The sequence below is a fragment of the Paraburkholderia acidisoli genome (assembly GCF_009789675.1).
Classification (GTDB): domain Bacteria; phylum Pseudomonadota; class Gammaproteobacteria; order Burkholderiales; family Burkholderiaceae; genus Paraburkholderia; species Paraburkholderia acidisoli.
On sequence record NZ_CP046916.1, the window covers coordinates 227,694 to 243,335 of the forward strand.

General features: G+C 66.7%; 11 protein-coding genes. 7 read left to right on the top strand and 4 right to left on the bottom strand.

The annotated features are described in order from the left end of the window. Positions 1-12 precede the first annotated feature (12 nt). Positions 13-1,416 (top strand): amino acid permease, encoded by a 1,404-nt coding sequence (locus FAZ98_RS29585; protein WP_158956968.1) that lies wholly within the window; start codon positions 13-15, stop codon positions 1,414-1,416. A 264-nt stretch (positions 1,417-1,680) separates the two neighbouring features. After that, positions 1,681-3,540, top strand: coding sequence for a dihydroxy-acid dehydratase (ilvD, locus tag FAZ98_RS29590; protein ID WP_158956970.1), 1,860 nt, complete (start codon positions 1,681-1,683; stop codon positions 3,538-3,540). Between the two features lie 150 nt (positions 3,541-3,690). On the opposite strand, the gene FAZ98_RS29595 is transcribed toward ilvD, so the two are convergent. Beyond that, positions 3,691-5,934 carry an NADP-dependent isocitrate dehydrogenase gene (locus FAZ98_RS29595; RefSeq protein WP_158956972.1) on the bottom strand — a complete coding sequence of 748 codons (2,244 nt, stop codon included), beginning with the start codon at positions 5,932-5,934 and terminating at the stop codon, positions 3,691-3,693. 497 nt (positions 5,935-6,431) lie between these two features. Here FAZ98_RS29595 and FAZ98_RS29600 point away from each other — a divergent pair, with 497 nt between their 5' ends. Both FAZ98_RS29600 and FAZ98_RS29605 read left to right on the top strand, forming a co-directional pair. After that, positions 6,432-6,848 (top strand): MarR family winged helix-turn-helix transcriptional regulator, encoded by a 417-nt coding sequence (locus FAZ98_RS29600; protein WP_158956974.1) that lies wholly within the window; start codon positions 6,432-6,434, stop codon positions 6,846-6,848. 64 nt (positions 6,849-6,912) lie between these two features. Further along, positions 6,913-7,176 carry a hypothetical protein gene (locus FAZ98_RS29605; RefSeq protein WP_158956976.1) on the top strand — a complete coding sequence of 88 codons (264 nt, stop codon included), beginning with the start codon at positions 6,913-6,915 and terminating at the stop codon, positions 7,174-7,176. 27 nt (positions 7,177-7,203) lie between these two features. Here the strand turns inward: FAZ98_RS29605 and FAZ98_RS29610 are convergent, their stop codons facing one another. The 3 genes from FAZ98_RS29610 to FAZ98_RS29620 form a co-directional block, all read right to left on the bottom strand. Continuing rightward, on the bottom strand, positions 7,204-8,028 hold the full coding sequence (locus FAZ98_RS29610) for an alpha/beta fold hydrolase (RefSeq protein ID WP_158956978.1): 825 nt from the start codon (positions 8,026-8,028) through the stop codon (positions 7,204-7,206). Between the two features lie 303 nt (positions 8,029-8,331). Continuing rightward, positions 8,332-8,637 carry a hypothetical protein gene (locus tag FAZ98_RS29615; RefSeq protein WP_407672158.1) on the bottom strand — a complete coding sequence of 102 codons (306 nt, stop codon included), beginning with the start codon at positions 8,635-8,637 and terminating at the stop codon, positions 8,332-8,334. Positions 8,638-8,820: 183 nt separating this feature from the next. Then, on the bottom strand, positions 8,821-9,897 hold the full coding sequence (locus FAZ98_RS29620; protein WP_158956980.1) for a purine-nucleoside phosphorylase: 1,077 nt from the start codon (positions 9,895-9,897) through the stop codon (positions 8,821-8,823). A 277-nt stretch (positions 9,898-10,174) separates the two neighbouring features. On the opposite strand from FAZ98_RS29620, the gene FAZ98_RS29625 reads away from it, so the two are divergent. Genes FAZ98_RS29625 through FAZ98_RS29635 form a run of 3 tightly spaced genes read left to right on the top strand, consistent with a single transcriptional unit; the run spans position 10,175 to position 15,558 of the window. Continuing rightward, positions 10,175-10,768: a DUF2760 domain-containing protein gene (locus tag FAZ98_RS29625; RefSeq protein WP_158956982.1), complete on the top strand. Its 594-nt coding sequence runs from the start codon at positions 10,175-10,177 to the stop codon at positions 10,766-10,768. Then, positions 10,765-12,615: an Hsp70 family protein gene (locus tag FAZ98_RS29630; RefSeq protein WP_158956984.1), complete on the top strand. Its 1,851-nt coding sequence runs from the start codon at positions 10,765-10,767 to the stop codon at positions 12,613-12,615. The genes FAZ98_RS29625 and FAZ98_RS29630 overlap by 4 nt, the downstream gene beginning before the upstream one ends. A gap of 6 nt (positions 12,616-12,621) precedes the next feature. After that, entirely contained in the window at positions 12,622-15,558 is a 2,937-nt protein-coding gene (locus FAZ98_RS29635) for an Hsp70 family protein (protein WP_158956986.1), read from the top strand. Positions 15,559-15,642 lie beyond the last annotated feature (84 nt).

Sequence of the window (15,642 nt, forward strand, 5' to 3'; positions counted from 1 at the left end):
AGGAGCCAGGACATGGAAGATACGAGTATCACCTCACGCGAAAAGGGCTTGCACAAGGCGCTTACGCAACGCCAGATCGCGATGATCGGCATTGGCGGCGCGATCGGCACGGGCCTGTTCATGGGCAGCGGCATCGCCATTGGTTACGCCGGGCCGGGCGTGCTCATCAGTTATGCGATCGCGGCGCTGATCGCCGTCATCATGGTGTTCAGCCTCGCCGAGATGGCCGTCGCGCATCCCACGGCGGGCTCGTTCGGCACCTATGCCGAGATGTATCTGAACCGCTGGACCGGTTTCGTGGTGCGCTACACGTACTGGATCATCGAAGTCGTGGCCGTGGGCGGCGAAGCGATCGCCGTGGGCGTGTACATGGGCTTCTGGTTCCCGGGCGTGCCCGTGTGGCTCTGGTCGATCGCGTTCGGCATCGCGCTCGTCTACGTCAACTGCCGCTCGGTCACGAACTTCGGCTCGTTCGAGTACTGGTTCGCGCTCATCAAGGTCGTGGCCATTCTCGGCTTCATCGTGGTCGGGCTGTCACATCTGCTCGGCTTCGGCACGGGCCAGGCGGCGATCGGTCTGCACAATCTCACGGGCCTGCCCGGCGGCTTCATGCCGCACGGTTTCGGAGGCGTGTGGATGGGCGTGCTGATGGCGATCTTCTCGTTCTACGGCGTGGAGATCGTGGCCGTGACGTCGGGCGAGGCGAAGGATCCGTCGAAGGCGATTCCCAACGCACTGCGCTCCATGGTGCTGCGGCTCACGCTGTTCTACATCCTCGCGCTCGGCATCATGGTGGCGTATCTGCCGTGGACCGAAGCGGGCGCGAAGGTCGTGCAGCAAAGTCCGTTCGTGAAGCTGTTCGCGCATGCGGGCATCGCGCACGCGGCCGGTCTCATGAACTTCGTGGTGATCACGGCGGCGCTTTCGAGCATGAACACGAATATCTACCTCTCGTCGCGCACGCTGTTTTCGCTGGCGCGCGGTGGCTATTCGCCGCGCTGGATCGGCCAGCTTTCCGCCAACGGCACGCCGCTCGTCGCCACGCTCATCTCGGGCGCGGGCATTCTCGCGGCGGCTGCGGTGTCGTTCTTCAGCCCGCTCGCGTACAACTACCTGTTCGGGATCGCGCTGTTCGGCGGCATCTTCGTGTGGATCGTGATTCTGGTCACGCACCTGCGTTTCCGTCGCGCGTGGCGCGGCCGCGCGCTGCCCGTGCGCATGCCGTTTTTCCCGATCGCGCAGATCACCGGCATCGCGCTGCTCGCGGCGATTCTCGTGACGATGGGGCTCGACACCGAGTTCTGGAACATCTCGTGGATCGTGGGCGTGCCCTGGCTCGTGGGGATTTCGCTCGTGTACTTCGTGTACCGCAAGCGCCTCGCGCAGGCCCCGATGGGCGACGCGGCGGGCGTGTGAACGTCGCGTTCCGTGGATAAAGCGCGCTGAATCGGGGCGCAAACCGGGCGCAAGCCGCATGCAGGCGCGGCCGAGTCGCGCGGGGCATCGCCGAAAAAAGCGGGCCGCGGCGCGAACCGGCCAGCGGGACGCGCCGCCGGGGCCTGTGGGATAATCGACGGGTTTGCCCAGAGCGCAGCTCAAGAGGTTGTTCGCACGGGCGCGCAAGGGGCCATTATTCCGGCGGCCCCGCTACCTTTCTGCGATTTTCACTCCACAACCACGATGCCCGCATACCGTTCCAAAACCTCCACCGCCGGCCGCAACATGGCTGGGGCGCGCTCGCTGTGGCGCGCCACCGGCATGAAAGACGAAGACTTCTCGAAGCCGATCATTGCCGTCGTCAACTCGTTCACCCAATTCGTGCCGGGCCACGTGCACCTGAAGGATCTGGGCCAGCTCGTCGCGCGCGAAATCGAAGCCGCGGGCGGCGTCGCCAAGGAATTCAACACGATCGCCGTCGACGACGGCATCGCCATGGGTCACGACGGCATGCTCTATTCGCTGCCGAGCCGCGACATCATCGCCGATTCGGTCGAATACATGGTCAACGCGCACTGCGCCGACGCCATGGTCTGCATCTCGAACTGCGACAAGATCACGCCGGGCATGCTGATGGCCGCGATGCGCCTGAACATCCCCGTGATCTTCGTCTCGGGCGGCCCGATGGAAGCCGGCAAGACGCGCCTCGCGAATCCCGTGACCAAGGCCATGGAGTTCAAGAAGCTCGATCTGGTCGACGCCATGGTGATCGCCGCCGACCAGAACTACACCGACGAGCAGGTCGCCGAAGTCGAGCGTTCCGCCTGCCCGACCTGCGGTTCGTGCTCGGGCATGTTCACGGCCAACTCGATGAACTGCCTGACCGAAGCGCTCGGTCTCTCGCTGCCGGGCAACGGCACCGTGGTCGCGACGCACGCCGACCGCGAACAGCTGTTCAAGCGCGCGGGTCATCGCATTGTCGAACTGGCCCGCCAGTACTACGAGCAGGAAGACGAGCGCGTGCTGCCGCGTTCGGTGGGCTTCAAGGCGTTCGAAAACGCCATGACGCTCGACATCGCCATGGGCGGCTCGACCAACACGATCCTGCACTTGCTCGCCATCGCGCGCGAAGCCGAGATCGACTTCACGATGACGGACATCGACCGCCTCTCGCGGATCGTGCCGCAGCTGTGCAAGGTCGCGCCGAACACGAACAAGTACCACATCGAAGACGTGCATCGCGCGGGCGGCATTTTCGCGATCCTCGGCGAACTCGATCGCGCGGGCAAGCTGCACACCGACGTGCCCACGGTTCACGCGCCGTCGCTGAAAGACGCGCTCGCGCAGTGGGACATCACGCTCACGAACGACGAAGCCGTGAAGACGTTCTACATGGCCGGTCCCGCGGGCATTCCCACGCAGACCGCGTTCAGCCAGAACACGCGCTGGCCGAGTCTCGACACGGACCGCGCCGAAGGCTGCATCCGCTCGTACGAGCATGCATTCTCGAAGGAAGGCGGCCTCGCCGTGCTGACGGGCAACATCGCGCTCGACGGCTGCGTGGTGAAGACCGCGGGCGTGGACGAAAGCATTCTCGTGTTCGAGGGCTTGGCGCACGTGACGGAGTCGCAGGACGAAGCGGTCGAGAACATTCTCGCCGACAAGGTCAAGGCCGGCGACATCGTGATCGTCCGTTACGAAGGTCCGAAGGGCGGTCCGGGCATGCAGGAAATGCTGTATCCCACGAGCTACATCAAGTCGAAGGGTCTCGGCAAGGCGTGCGCGCTGCTGACCGACGGCCGCTTCTCGGGCGGCACCTCGGGTCTGTCGATTGGCCACTGCTCGCCGGAAGCGGCGGCGGGCGGCGCGATCGGTCTCGTGCGCGACGGTGACAAGATCCGCATCGACATTCCGAATCGCACGATCGACGTGCTCGTCTCGGACGAAGAACTGGCGCGCCGCCGCGAAGAGCAGAACGCGAAGGGCTGGAAGCCGGCGAAGCCGCGTCCGCGTAAAGTCACGGCGGCGTTGAAGGCGTACGCGAAGCTGGTGATGTCGGCCGACAAGGGCGCGGTGCGCGACCTTTCGTTGCTGGACGACTAAGCCGGTTCAGCGTGAGGCGGCCCGCAAGGGTCGCCAAAAAAATCGGGCCTCCCACAGCGATGTGGGAGGCCCGATTCGTTTGTGCAGCAGGCTTATGCAGCCGTCTCGTGAAGCCGGTTCCCCACCTAAGCAGGGAACCCGGGCCGTCACTTACTTCGCAGCGGCTTCGAGAGCAGCGTTGAAGGTCTTGCTCGGACGCATGATTTCAGCGAGCTTCGCGAAGTCCGGCTTGTAGTAGCCGCCGATGTCGACCGGCTTGCCTTGCACTTCGGCCAGCTCGGCCACGATCTTCTGCTCGTTCTCGGCCAGCGTCTTCGCGAGCGGCGCGAATTGAGCGGCGAGTTCCGCGTCTTCCTTCTGTGCGGCCAGTTCTTGTGCCCAGTACATCGACAGATAGAACTGGCTGCCGCGGTTGTCCAGCTCGCCGGTCTTCGGCGACGGACCCTTGTTGTTGTCGAGCAGCTTGCCCGTGGCGGCGTCGAGCGTCTTCGCGAGCAGCTTCGCACGCGCGTTGTTCGTCTTGATGCCGAGGTCTTCGAGCGAGACGGCCAGCGCGAGGAATTCGCCGAGCGAGTCCCAGCGCAGGTGGTCTTCCTGCACCAGCTGCTGCACGTGCTTCGGCGCCGAACCGCCCGCGCCCGTTTCGTACATGCCGCCGCCGGCCATCAGCGGAACGATCGAGAGCATCTTTGCCGAGGTGCCCAGTTCCATGATCGGGAACAGGTCGGTCAGGTAGTCGCGCAGAATGTTGCCCGTGACCGAGATCGTGTCCAGACCGCGGATCACGCGCTCGAGCGTGTAACGCATCGCGCGCACTTGCGACATGATCTGGATGTCGAGGCCCTTCGTGTCGTAATCCTTCAGGTACGTTTCGACCTTCTTGATCAGCTCGTTTTCGTGCGGACGGTACGGGTCGAGCCAGAACACGGCCGGCATGCCCGAGTTCTTCGCGCGCGTGACGGCGAGCTTGACCCAGTCGCGGATCGGCGCGTCCTTCACGAGGCACATGCGCCAGATGTCGCCTTGCTCGACTTGCTGCGTGAGCGCTTCGATGACTTCGCCCGTGGCGTTGTCGACGATGCGCGCTTCGCCGTCTTCCTTGATCTCGAACGTCTTGTCGTGCGAACCGTACTCTTCGGCCTTCTGCGCCATCAGGCCGACGTTCGGCACCGTGCCCATCGTGCGCGGGTCGAAGGCGCCGTTGGTCTTGCAGAAGTTGACGATTTCCTGGTAGATGCGCGCGAACGTGCTTTCCGGAATCAGGCACTTCGTGTCGGCCGGGCGGCCGTCGGCGCCCCACATCTTGCCGCCCGCACGGATCATGGCCGGCATGGATGCGTCGACGATCACGTCGTTCGGCGCGTGCAGGTTCGAGATGCCCTTGGCCGAGTCGACCATGGCGAGCGCCGGGCGGTGCTCGTGGCACGCGTGCATGTCGCGGATGACTTCTTCACGCTGCGATTCCGGCAGCGTTTCGATCTTCGTGTACAGGTCGACGAGGCCGTTGTTGACGTTCACGCCGAGCTGTTCGAACAGCTTCGCGTGCTTCGCGAACGCGTCCTTGTAGAACGTGCGCACGGCGTGGCCGAACACGATCGGGTGCGAGACCTTCATCATGGTCGCCTTCACGTGCAGCGAGAGCATGACGCCGGTCTTGCGCGCGTCTTCCATCTGTTCTTCGTAGAACGCCAGCAGGGCCTTCTTGCTCATGAACATGCTGTCGACGATCTCGCCGGCTTGCAGCGTGACCTTCGGCTTGAGCACGATGGTTTCGCCGCGCTTCGTCACGAGTTCCATGCGCACTTCGCGCGCTTTCTCGTTCGTGATCGACTTTTCGCCGTGATAGAAGTCGCCGTGCTTCATGTGCGCGACGTGGGTGCGCGAAGCCATGCTCCACTCGCCCATGCTGTGCGGGTGCTTCTTCGCGTAGTTCTTGACCGCGAGCGGCGCGCGGCGGTCCGAGTTGCCTTCGCGCAGAACCGGGTTCACGGCCGAGCCGAGGCACTTCGAGTAGCGCTTCTGAATGGACTGTTCTTCTTCCGTCTTCGGATCTTCGGGGAAGTCAGGGATCTTGTAGCCCTTGCCCTGGAGTTCCTTGATCGCGGCGACGAGCTGCGGCACCGATGCGCTGATGTTCGGCAGCTTGATGATGTTGGTTTCCGGAAGCTGCGTGAGACGACCCAGTTCAGCCAGGTTGTCCGGCACGCGCTGCTCTTCCGTGAGGAATTCGGGGAATTCGCCGAGGATACGGCCTGCCACGGAGATATCGCTCGTCTCGACGTTCACGCCGGCCGGCGCAGCGAAGGTGCGGATGATCGGCAGAAACGCGCTGGTGGCGAGCAGCGGCGCTTCATCGGTCAGGGTATAGATGATGGTGGGTTGCTGGGTACTCATCGGCTTCTTGGCGGGGAGATTAAACGGGGTGGCAAAACCACCGGCTGCGCGCAGTCGGCGAAACACGTGGATTTTGCCTGATTTTGAGGACGCGCGGGGCCGAAGTCGGCATGAATTTCATAATGTAAAATGACATTGCGCGACGTCGAATGGGCGAAAAATTGCTGCGCCAGCCTTGTTCGAGCGGCGCCTTGGCGAAAACGATTTCACGTGAGAAGCCTGTCCGGTAAGGGTTTCCGGCCCGATTCGGGTAATTTTGCTGCATTGCATGATTTTTAAGGTTTGCTCCTTATGTAGGCTGTCAAGCCAGGAAAGACCCTTGTAAAAAGAAGGGGGATTCGGGCAGTCTTATATAAGAATTTTTTCCCGGACGCGGTTTTTCGACGCGGCTTTTCCTGGTCATTTAGACGGGTATTGGCACCGGTTTGGTGCGCGCCGAATACGCGCTCCTCACCATATCGATTGCCTTGCTAATCAATTTATGAAACGATGACGGCATGTTCGATCACTGCCTGTACTTCAATTCGTCGGCGCTGGCGCGGCTCGTGGAGCGCGAGTGGAGCCTCGCGTACGCGCCGTTCGGCTTGACGCCCGCGCAAGGTTTCGTGCTGCGCGTCGTGCTCGCGAAGCCCGGCTGTCTCGCGAGCGATGTCGCGCAAACGCTCGGGATCGCGCGCCCGACCGCCACGCGTCTCGTCGATGGCCTGTGCGACAAGGCGCTGCTCGAACGCCGCCAGGGCGAGGCGGACGGCCGCGAGTGGGGGCTTTTCCCCACCGAACAGGGCGCCGCGCTCGACGGCCCGATCAACGCGGCAAGCGCGGAGGTCGCGCGCCGTTTGCGTTCGCAGGTCGGCCCGGAGCTGTTCGAATCGACGGTGACAGGCATGCGCAAGATTCGAAACGAGCTGGTTTGAGATCAGCCGTTTTTTTTACCCAAACGATTGTCTTGCTAATCAAATATCGAAACGGAGAACCACGATGCACGACTCGGCACGCACGGCAGGCGGCAACAAGGCGAAGAGGGAAGACGCGTGGCACTGGCTGCTCGGCGGCGCGATCACCGTGTTCGCGGTCGGTTCCGTGGCGCTCGCGCTGATGGCGATGCCGCGCGCGGTGGAGGCGAACCGCCGGGCGTGCCTCGCCGCGCGCGCGAACGATCTGCATGCCGATCTCGCCGCGTTCGGCCAGGATCCGGCGTGGCAGTCGCCGTATGTGGATGCGTTGGCGGCGTGCGCGAACTAGCCGCGCCACGCCGCGCGCAACGATCGCTTACTTCTGGTTGAGGAACGCGAGCAGGTCGGCGTTGACCTGATCGGCCATGGTCGTGCACATGCCGTGCGGGCCGCCCGGATAGATCTTGAGCGTCGCGTTCTTGACGATCTTCGCCGAGAGCTTGCCCGCGTCGTCGATCGGCACGATCTGGTCGTCGTCGCCGTGCAGGATCAGCGTGGGCACGTCGAACTTCTTGAGGTCGTCGGTGTAATCGACTTCGGAGAATTCATGCACGCACTCGTAGAGCGCGAGCACGCCGCCGAGCATGCCTTGCAGCCAGAACTGGTCGATGGTGCCCTGCGAGACCTTCGCGCCTTCGCGATTGAAGCCGTAGAACGGCGTGGCGAGGTCCTTGAAGAACTGCGAGCGGTTGTCGACCACGCCTTTGCGAATGCCGTCGAACACGTCTTTCGGCAGGCCGCCCGGATTCGTCTCGCTCTGGATCATGATGGGCGGCACCGCGCCGATCAGCACCGCGCCTGCCACCCGCTTCGTGCCGTGGCGGCCGATATAGCGCGCGACTTCGCCGCCGCCCGTGGAATGGCCGACGAGCGTGGCGTCTTTCACGTCGAGCTTGTCGAGCAGTTCGGCGAGATCGTCGGCCCAGGTGTTCATGTCGTTGCCCTTCGCGGGCTGCCCGGAGCGGCCGTGACCGCGCCGGTCGTGCGCGATCACGCGAAAGCCGTGCTGCACCAGAAATAGCATCTGGGCGTCCCACGCGTCGGCCGAGAGCGGCCAGCCATGGCTGAACACGACGGGCCGGCCGCTGCCCCAATCCTTGTAGTAGATCGACGTGCCGTCGCGAGTGGTGAAGGTGCTCATCGCAAACTCTCCTGTTTCGTACACCGGATTAATGACGAAGACGAACGCCGTCGCGCGAATGCGGCTGTGATAACAACCGGCGCGACGGGTCGGGAACGGGGTGGAGCGAGACTACGAAGCGTGCGCGAGCCCGCGAGAAATCGTGCGGACGAGACGGGCGGCCAGCGACGCGAATGCAGTATAGAGAGAACGAAATCGCGGTGGCGCGAAGGTGCGCGAAGTGCCGTGGCGCGATGCGGGCGCGCTCACCCGGTGGCGTGAAAATCGCGCGTGGGAATCGCGTGTGGGAGTCGCGTGTGGGAATCAGCGGCGGCGCTTTTTCCAGTCGTAATCGGGGGGCGGCTCGGCAGCGCCCGCGGGGCCCACGCTGGCGGGATTCTCCGAGCACAGCGTGACGAAGCCGACCGAGCGGTCCTGCGCCTGGCGGCGGCGCAAGGTCTCGGCGAACGCGAGTGCCTCCGACATGCCGCCCGCCGCGAACGATTCCATGTGCGGCACGCGCCCGCCATCGGCCGACATTTCGCACCAGTACACCACGAACACCGCGCTCATGATCGGGCTGCCGGATACCGGCGTAACGCGTGCGCGATACGCGAGATGCGAACGCATTCGCTACATGTTTGCATTGCAATGGTTGAGTGGCGTGTCATGTCGATTCGTATCCTGAGTGGCGGGATTTTCGCCGATGATTTGCCGATTCGGCGAGTGTCATTGGTTGCGCGCGCAACCAGTAGATTTCGACACCGCCGCGTCCGCCGCGATTTGCCGTATCGACATGAATCCGCGCACGCATCATGGATTGGCCGGCACGCCGTCGCGCCACGCGCCCCAGTTCCCGACGATCGCCGCGACCAGCGGCTGCCCCGCGCGATAAAGATTTTCGAGCGCGGGCGCGAAGCCGCCCTGGCTCGCGTAATTCAGCAGATTCGCGGCGTTGGTTTCGCCCTTGTACGGCCGATCGAAGTCCGAGCCCGCGCGCAGCACGGCCACGCGGTCGAGATCGACGCGCTGGGCGGCCGCCGCGCGCTTGAGCGCTTCGTAGGTCGCGTTGTCTTCCTGCTGCGTCATGCAATAGCGCCCCTGGCCTCCGGTGAGCTGGCGCGTGAATTCGGTCGCGCGTTCGCCGAGCGCGGTGCCGGAGAACCACGTGTCGTCGGCCACGGAATCGCAGCGGATCACCGTGGGCGCCCGGTTCGCGGGCGCGTAGCCGTATTTGGCGCGCGCGGCTTTGGCCTCGGCGCTGTCCGCGAGCGCAACCTCGTGCGAGAGCGCGAAGGCGGCATCGGCGAGTTTCGGATTCAGCCGGAATACCTCGGTGCGGTAATCGAGCGGCGGCTTTTGCGTGGGATTCTTCGTGTTGATGCCGAGATAACCCGTGGGCCAGCCGCGCGGGCGGCGGTCGCCGTCGATCTCCCATTGCAGGCCGAAGTCGACGAGCCAGTCCGACCACGCCGCCGAGCCCACCGTCCCCAGGTGCGGATTCACGCCCGCGATGCCCGCGACGAGGAAATACGTGTGACGCAGATCGAACTGCGGCGCGAACGCCAGCGCCATGGTCGAGGCGGCGGCGTTGGTGTGGCCCATGCCCGTGGTCATCACGCACACGTCGCTGGCGTTGCACTGCACCTCGGGATAGTCGGGCGACAGACCCGCCACGCGCACCGCCTGCCACGGCCCGAGCCGGTCGAGCCAGGTTTTGGCCTCGGGCGCGAACATCGTCACGATCATCACCTTGACCGGGCGCGGCGTCTGCGCGACGGTCGGGCTGCCGGGATTCGCCGAGGCGGGCGCGGTGGGCGAAGTCGTGGCGCAGGCGGCCAGCAGCGCGGCGCCTGCGAGTGCGAACACGGTGAGAACGCGGTTTGGCATCAGGTAACTCCTTGTTCCGATTGGCGGAACTATCGCACCGAACGGCTTGATCGCGCCCCGAATGTGCGCGCGGCACGCGTCGAGCGGTCGCCGCGACTGCGGCCGAATCGCCACCGAATCGCCACCGAATCGCCCATTTTGTCCGGCTTTGCGCCGCGACAAGGCAAAATACCGGTTTCGAGCCCGCCCGCGGGCTCCTGTTTTTCCTGCCGGCGCCTGGCGCGTCCGGCGCGCAGGCGCCCCGGCGGTGCGCCTGCGCCACACTGGAGTCGTCTTCATGCCCGAATCGAACCTGTCCTTCTTTGGACGTCTCTCCGTTGCATTCGGATCGTTCTTCGCGATCCTCGGCGACGGCGAACTCGCCGCCAACGTGCGCGGCCTGCGCGAAGGTCATTTCCCCGCCGCCGCTTCGTCCGTTCCCACGCCCGCGCCGGCCGCCGCGCCCGTGGCGAAGCCGGAACCGAAGCCCGCGCCCTCGGTCGTCAAGGAATCCACGCCCGAGGCCGCGCTGCAACTGCTCGGCCTGCTCCAGCGCAACGCGCGCTTCATCGACTTCGTCGAGGAAGACATCAAGCACTATTCGGATGCCGATATCGGCGCCGCCGCGCGTATCGTTCACGAAGGCTGCCGCGCCACGCTGCGCGATCACTTCACGATCCGCCCCGTGCGCAGCGAATCCGAAGGCGCGCGCATCACGCTCGCGCCGGGCTTCGACGCCGCCGCCGTGCGCCTCACCGGCAACGTGGTGGGCGAGGCGCCGTTCACGGGCAGCCTCACGCATCGCGGCTGGCGCGTCGAGGAGGTGAAGCTGCCGCAACTCGTGAAAACGCACGACGCGCGCATCGTCGCGCCCGCCGAGGTGGAACTGTGAGCGCGCGCTATTCGATCGGCGTCGATCTGGGCACCACGCATTGCGCGCTGTCCTACGTCGACCTCACGGCCAGCGACGGCGAGAAGACCACCGAGGGCGTGCTCGCGGTCACGCAACTCACGGCGCCGGGCACGCTGGAAGCGCCGGAATTGCTGCCGTCGTTTCTGTATCTGCCGCATTCGGGCGAACTGACGCCGGGCGACCTCACGCTGCCGTGGACCGCCACGCGCGACTACGCCGTGGGCGAATTCGCCCGCAGCCGTGGCGCGGGCACGCCTATCCGCCTCGTGTCGAGCGCGAAGAGCTGGCTGTGCCATCCGGGCGTGGATCGCCGCGCGGCCATCCTGCCGAACGACGCGCCGCCCGAAGTCGAGCGCGTGTCGCCGCTCGAAAGCTCGGTGCGCTATCTCACGCACCTGCGCGAGGCATGGGACCACGCGCATCCCGAGGCGCCGTTCGGCGAGCAGGAAGTCACGGTGACGATTCCGGCTTCGTTCGATCCGGCCGCGCGCGAACTCACGGCGGAAGCCGCGCAGGCGGCGGGCTACGCCAACATGACGCTGCTCGAAGAGCCGCAGGCCGCGCTGTATAGCTGGATCCAGAAGAGCGGCGGCGCGTGGCGCAAGGAAGTGAAGGTCGGCGATATCCTCCTCGTCGTGGACGTGGGCGGCGGCACCACCGACCTTTCGCTGATCGCCGTGGTGGAGCGCGAAGGCAATCTCGAACTGCATCGCGTGGCCGTGGGCGAGCACATCCTGCTCGGCGGCGACAACATGGATCTCGCGCTCGCGCACGTGGTCGCGCGCAAGCTGGCGGCGCAAGGCACGCAAGCCGATCCGTGGCAGCTGCGCGCGCTCACCTACGCGTGCCGCTCGGCGAAGGAAACGCTGTTGAGCGACGCGAGCGTGGACACCGTGCCGCTCGTCGTGCCGAGCCGCGGTTCGAAGCTGATCGGCGGGTCGATCCGCACCGAACTCACGCGCGCCGAACTCACGCAGATCATCCTGGAAGGCTTCTTTCCGCAGGTCGAGGCGGCCGCGCGGCCCGCGGTGCGCACGCGCGTGGGTCTCACGCAACTGGGCTTGCCGTACGCGCAGGACGCGGGCGTGACGCGCCATCTCGCGGCATTCCTCGGCCGCCAGGTGCAGGCGCTCGCCGAAGTGGCGGGTCTGGGCGAACAAAGCGTGCAAGATGCGAACGCCACCTTCCTGCATCCCACGGCGGTGCTGTTCAACGGCGGCGTGTTCAAGTCGCCGCTGCTCTCGCAGCGCGTGCTCGACATTCTGAATGGCTGGCTCGCGGCGGAAGGCGCGCCGGCGGCGCGCATGCTGAGCGGCGCCGATCTCGATCTGGCCGTCGCGCGCGGCGCGGCGTACTACGGCTACGTGAAGCGCGGGCGCGGCGTGCGCATTCGCGGCGGCACGGCACGCGCGTACTACGTGGCGGTCGAGTCGGCCATGCCGGCCGTGCCCGGTCTCGAACCGCCGGTTTCGGCGCTGTGTGTGGCCCCCTTCGGCATGGAAGAGGGCAGCGACGCGCCGTTGCCGCCGCAGGAGTTCGGCCTCGTGGTAGGCGAGCCGGTGCATTTCCGCTTCTTCGGCTCTTCGGTGCGGCGTCACGATCAGGTTGGCACGATGCTCGACTACTGGTCGCCCGAGGAGTTGCAGGAACTCGAAGCGATCCAGGCCACGCTGCCCACCGAAGGCCGCACGCCCGGCGAAGTCGTGCCCGTGCGCCTGCACGCGCGTGTGACCGAAGCGGGCACGCTCGAACTCGAGGCCATGCCGAGCGGCACGAACGAGCGCTGGAAGGTCGAGTTCGACGTGCGCGGCAGCGTGCCCGAATAAGTGTCGATGAAGCACTACCTCGTCGGCATCGACCTGGGGACGAGCAACACGGTCGTGGCGTATGCGCCCGTTGCGGCCGCCGATTCGTCCACGCGGGCGAACGCGCAGTCCGAGCCACGCGCCGGAGCGATCCGCGTGTTCGAGATCGAGCAGCTGACGGGACTCGGCGAAGTGAGCGCCGAGCCGCTGCTGCCCTCGGCGCGTTATCAAGGCGCTCCGGGCGAACTGGCCGCCGACGACTTGCGCCTGCCGTGGAGCGCGAGCGATGCCCGCACCGACGCCAAAGCGAGCACGAACGCCAAGGCGAGCGGCCGCGCCGTCACCGGCCGGCTCGCGCGCACGCTCGGTGCGCAGGTGCCGGGGCGGCTCGTGGCGAGCGCGAAAAGCTGGCTCTCGCACGCGGCCGTCGACCGGCTCGCGCCGATTTTGCCGTGGGGCGCCCCCGACGACGTCGCCAAAATCTCGCCCGTGGACGCGAGCGCGAGCTATCTCGCGCACGTGCGCGCGGCGTGGAATCAGCGCTTTCCGCACGCGCCGCTCGAAGATCAGGACGTGGTGCTCACCGTGCCCGCGTCGTTCGACGACGGCGCGCGCGCACTCACGCTCGAAGCGGCGCGGCGCGCGCAGTTGCCCAAACTGCGCCTGCTCGAAGAACCGCAGGCCGCGTTCTACGACTGGCTCTATCACCATCGCGATTCCCTGCGCGCGGAGCTGGGCGACTCGCGGCTCGTGCTCGTGTGCGACGTGGGCGGCGGCACGACCGACCTCACGCTGATCCAGGTCGAGTTTCCCGGCGACGATCAACCGGGCGAGCCGCCGCGCGAACCGAAGATCGCGCGTATCGGCGTGGGCAATCATCTGATGCTCGGCGGCGACAACATGGATCTCGCGCTCGCGCACCTCGCCGAGAGCCGGCTGGCGACGGGCGGCGCGCGGCTTTCCGCGGCGAGTCTGTCGCAACTGGTCGAGCGCTGCCGCGTGGCGAAGGAGCAATTGCTCGACGCCAGCGCGCCCGAGTCCGTGCCCATCACGCTGCTCGGGGCGGGCGCCCGGCTCGTGGGCGGCGCGCGCACGACGCAGCTCACGCGCGAGGAAGTCACGCGTATCGTCGTGGACGGCTTCTTTCCGCAAGGTCAAGCCGATGAGATGCCGCGCCGTTCGCGCGCGGCCATCGTCGAATTCGGTTTGCCCTATGCCGCCGATGCGGGCATCACGCGGCACGTGGCGGCGTTTCTGCAACGCTTCGCGGGGCCGTCGCGCGAGGCGCTCGGGGTATCGTCCACGGAGACGGCCGCGCCGGTGCCCGCGCCCGTGCCCGATACGCTGCTGCTCAACGGCGGCGTGTTCCGCGCCCGCGCGCTGGCGGACCGTCTCGCCGGGACGCTCGGTGCCTGGCGCGGCGCGCCGCTCAACGTGCTGCAGAACGATCAGCCCGATATCGCGGTCGCGCGCGGCGCGGTCGCCTATGCGCTCGCGCGCGCGGGCCACGCGCCGCGCATTGGCGGCGGCTCGCCGCGCAGCTATTTTCTCGTGCTCGAAGAGGGCGCCGATCCGAACGGCGACGTGAAGGCGCGCGGCGTGTGCGTGCTGCCGCGCGGCACCGAGGAAGGCCGCGAACTGCATCTCGACGATCGCACCTTCGCGCTGCAACTGGGTCATCCGGTGCAGTTCCACCTCGCCTCGACCGTGGCCGACACGGCGTGGAAGCCGGGCGACATCGCCGATCTCGCACCCGCCGACTTCGTGCGCCTGCCGCCGCTCGCGACCGTGGTGCCCGCATCGGGTGACGCGAGCGGCAGCGCCGCAGCCGCGCACGAGCGCGCCGTGAAGCTCACGACCGCGCTCACCGAAGTCGGCACGCTGGAAATGCACTGCATCGCCACCGACGATCCCGCGCAGCGCTGGCTGCTCGAATTCGCGCTGCGCCGCGCGGGCGGCGCGCAGGCGGCGCACGATAGCGGCGAGGCGCAAGGCGGGGAAGGCGTGCCGCGTCATCCGCAGCTCGACGCGGCCATCGACGCCATCGAGCGCGTGTTCGGCGCGCGCTCCGCGAAAGTCGACGCGAAGGAAGTGCGGCGCCTGCGCGTGCAGCTCGAAGCGCAACTCGGCGCGCGCCAGCACTGGGACGGCCCGCTGTTGCGCGAGCTGTTCGGCGCGCTGTGGGAACGCGCGGGCAAGCGCCGCCGCTCCGCCGACCACGAGCGCCTCTGGCTCAATCTCGCGGGCTTCTGCCTGCGGCCGGGCTTTGGTTATCCGCTCGACGAATGGCGCGTCGCGCAACTGTGGTCGCTGTTCGACGACGGCATCACGCACGTCAACGAAGGCCAGGTGTGGTCCGAATGGTGGACGCTCTGGCGGCGCGCGGCGGGCGGCCTGAACGCGGCGCAGCAGCAGGACGTGCTCGACGCGATGACGTTCCTCGAAGAGGCCGCGGGGTCGAAGCGCCACAAGCTGCCGTTCGATCCCGCGAAGCTCGCGCCCGCCGACATGATCCGGCTCTACGCGTCGCTGGAACAGGTCGCGGCCGCGCGCAAGGTCGAGATTGGCGAGCGCTTGCTGCAGCGCCTGCAAAAGCCCGGCGAGAATCATCAGACGTGGTGGGCCGTGGGACGCCTCGGCGCGCGCGAACCGTTCTACGGCAGCGCGCACGGCGTCGTGCCGCCCGAAACGGCCGCGCAGTGGCTCGACGCGATCCTCGCGCTCGACTGGAAGAAGGTCGAACCGGCGATGTTCGCGGCCGCGCAGATCGCGCGTATGACCGGCGACCGCTCGCGCGATTTGCCCGACGACTTGCGCGACGCCGTGCTGCGGCGGCTCGAAAGCGCCAACGCGCCGCCTTCGTGGGTGGCGATGGTGCGCGAAGTGGTCGCGCTCGACACCGCCGACACGGGCCGCGTGTTCGGCGAGGCGCTGCCGGCGGGGCTCAAGCTGATCGGCGTATAGAAACACGTGGAGCGGGCGGGGTGCAGGCTGGCTTTTTGCCCCGCCGCGCGTATCATCGAACGCCTGATTAATCGACGAAGGTAA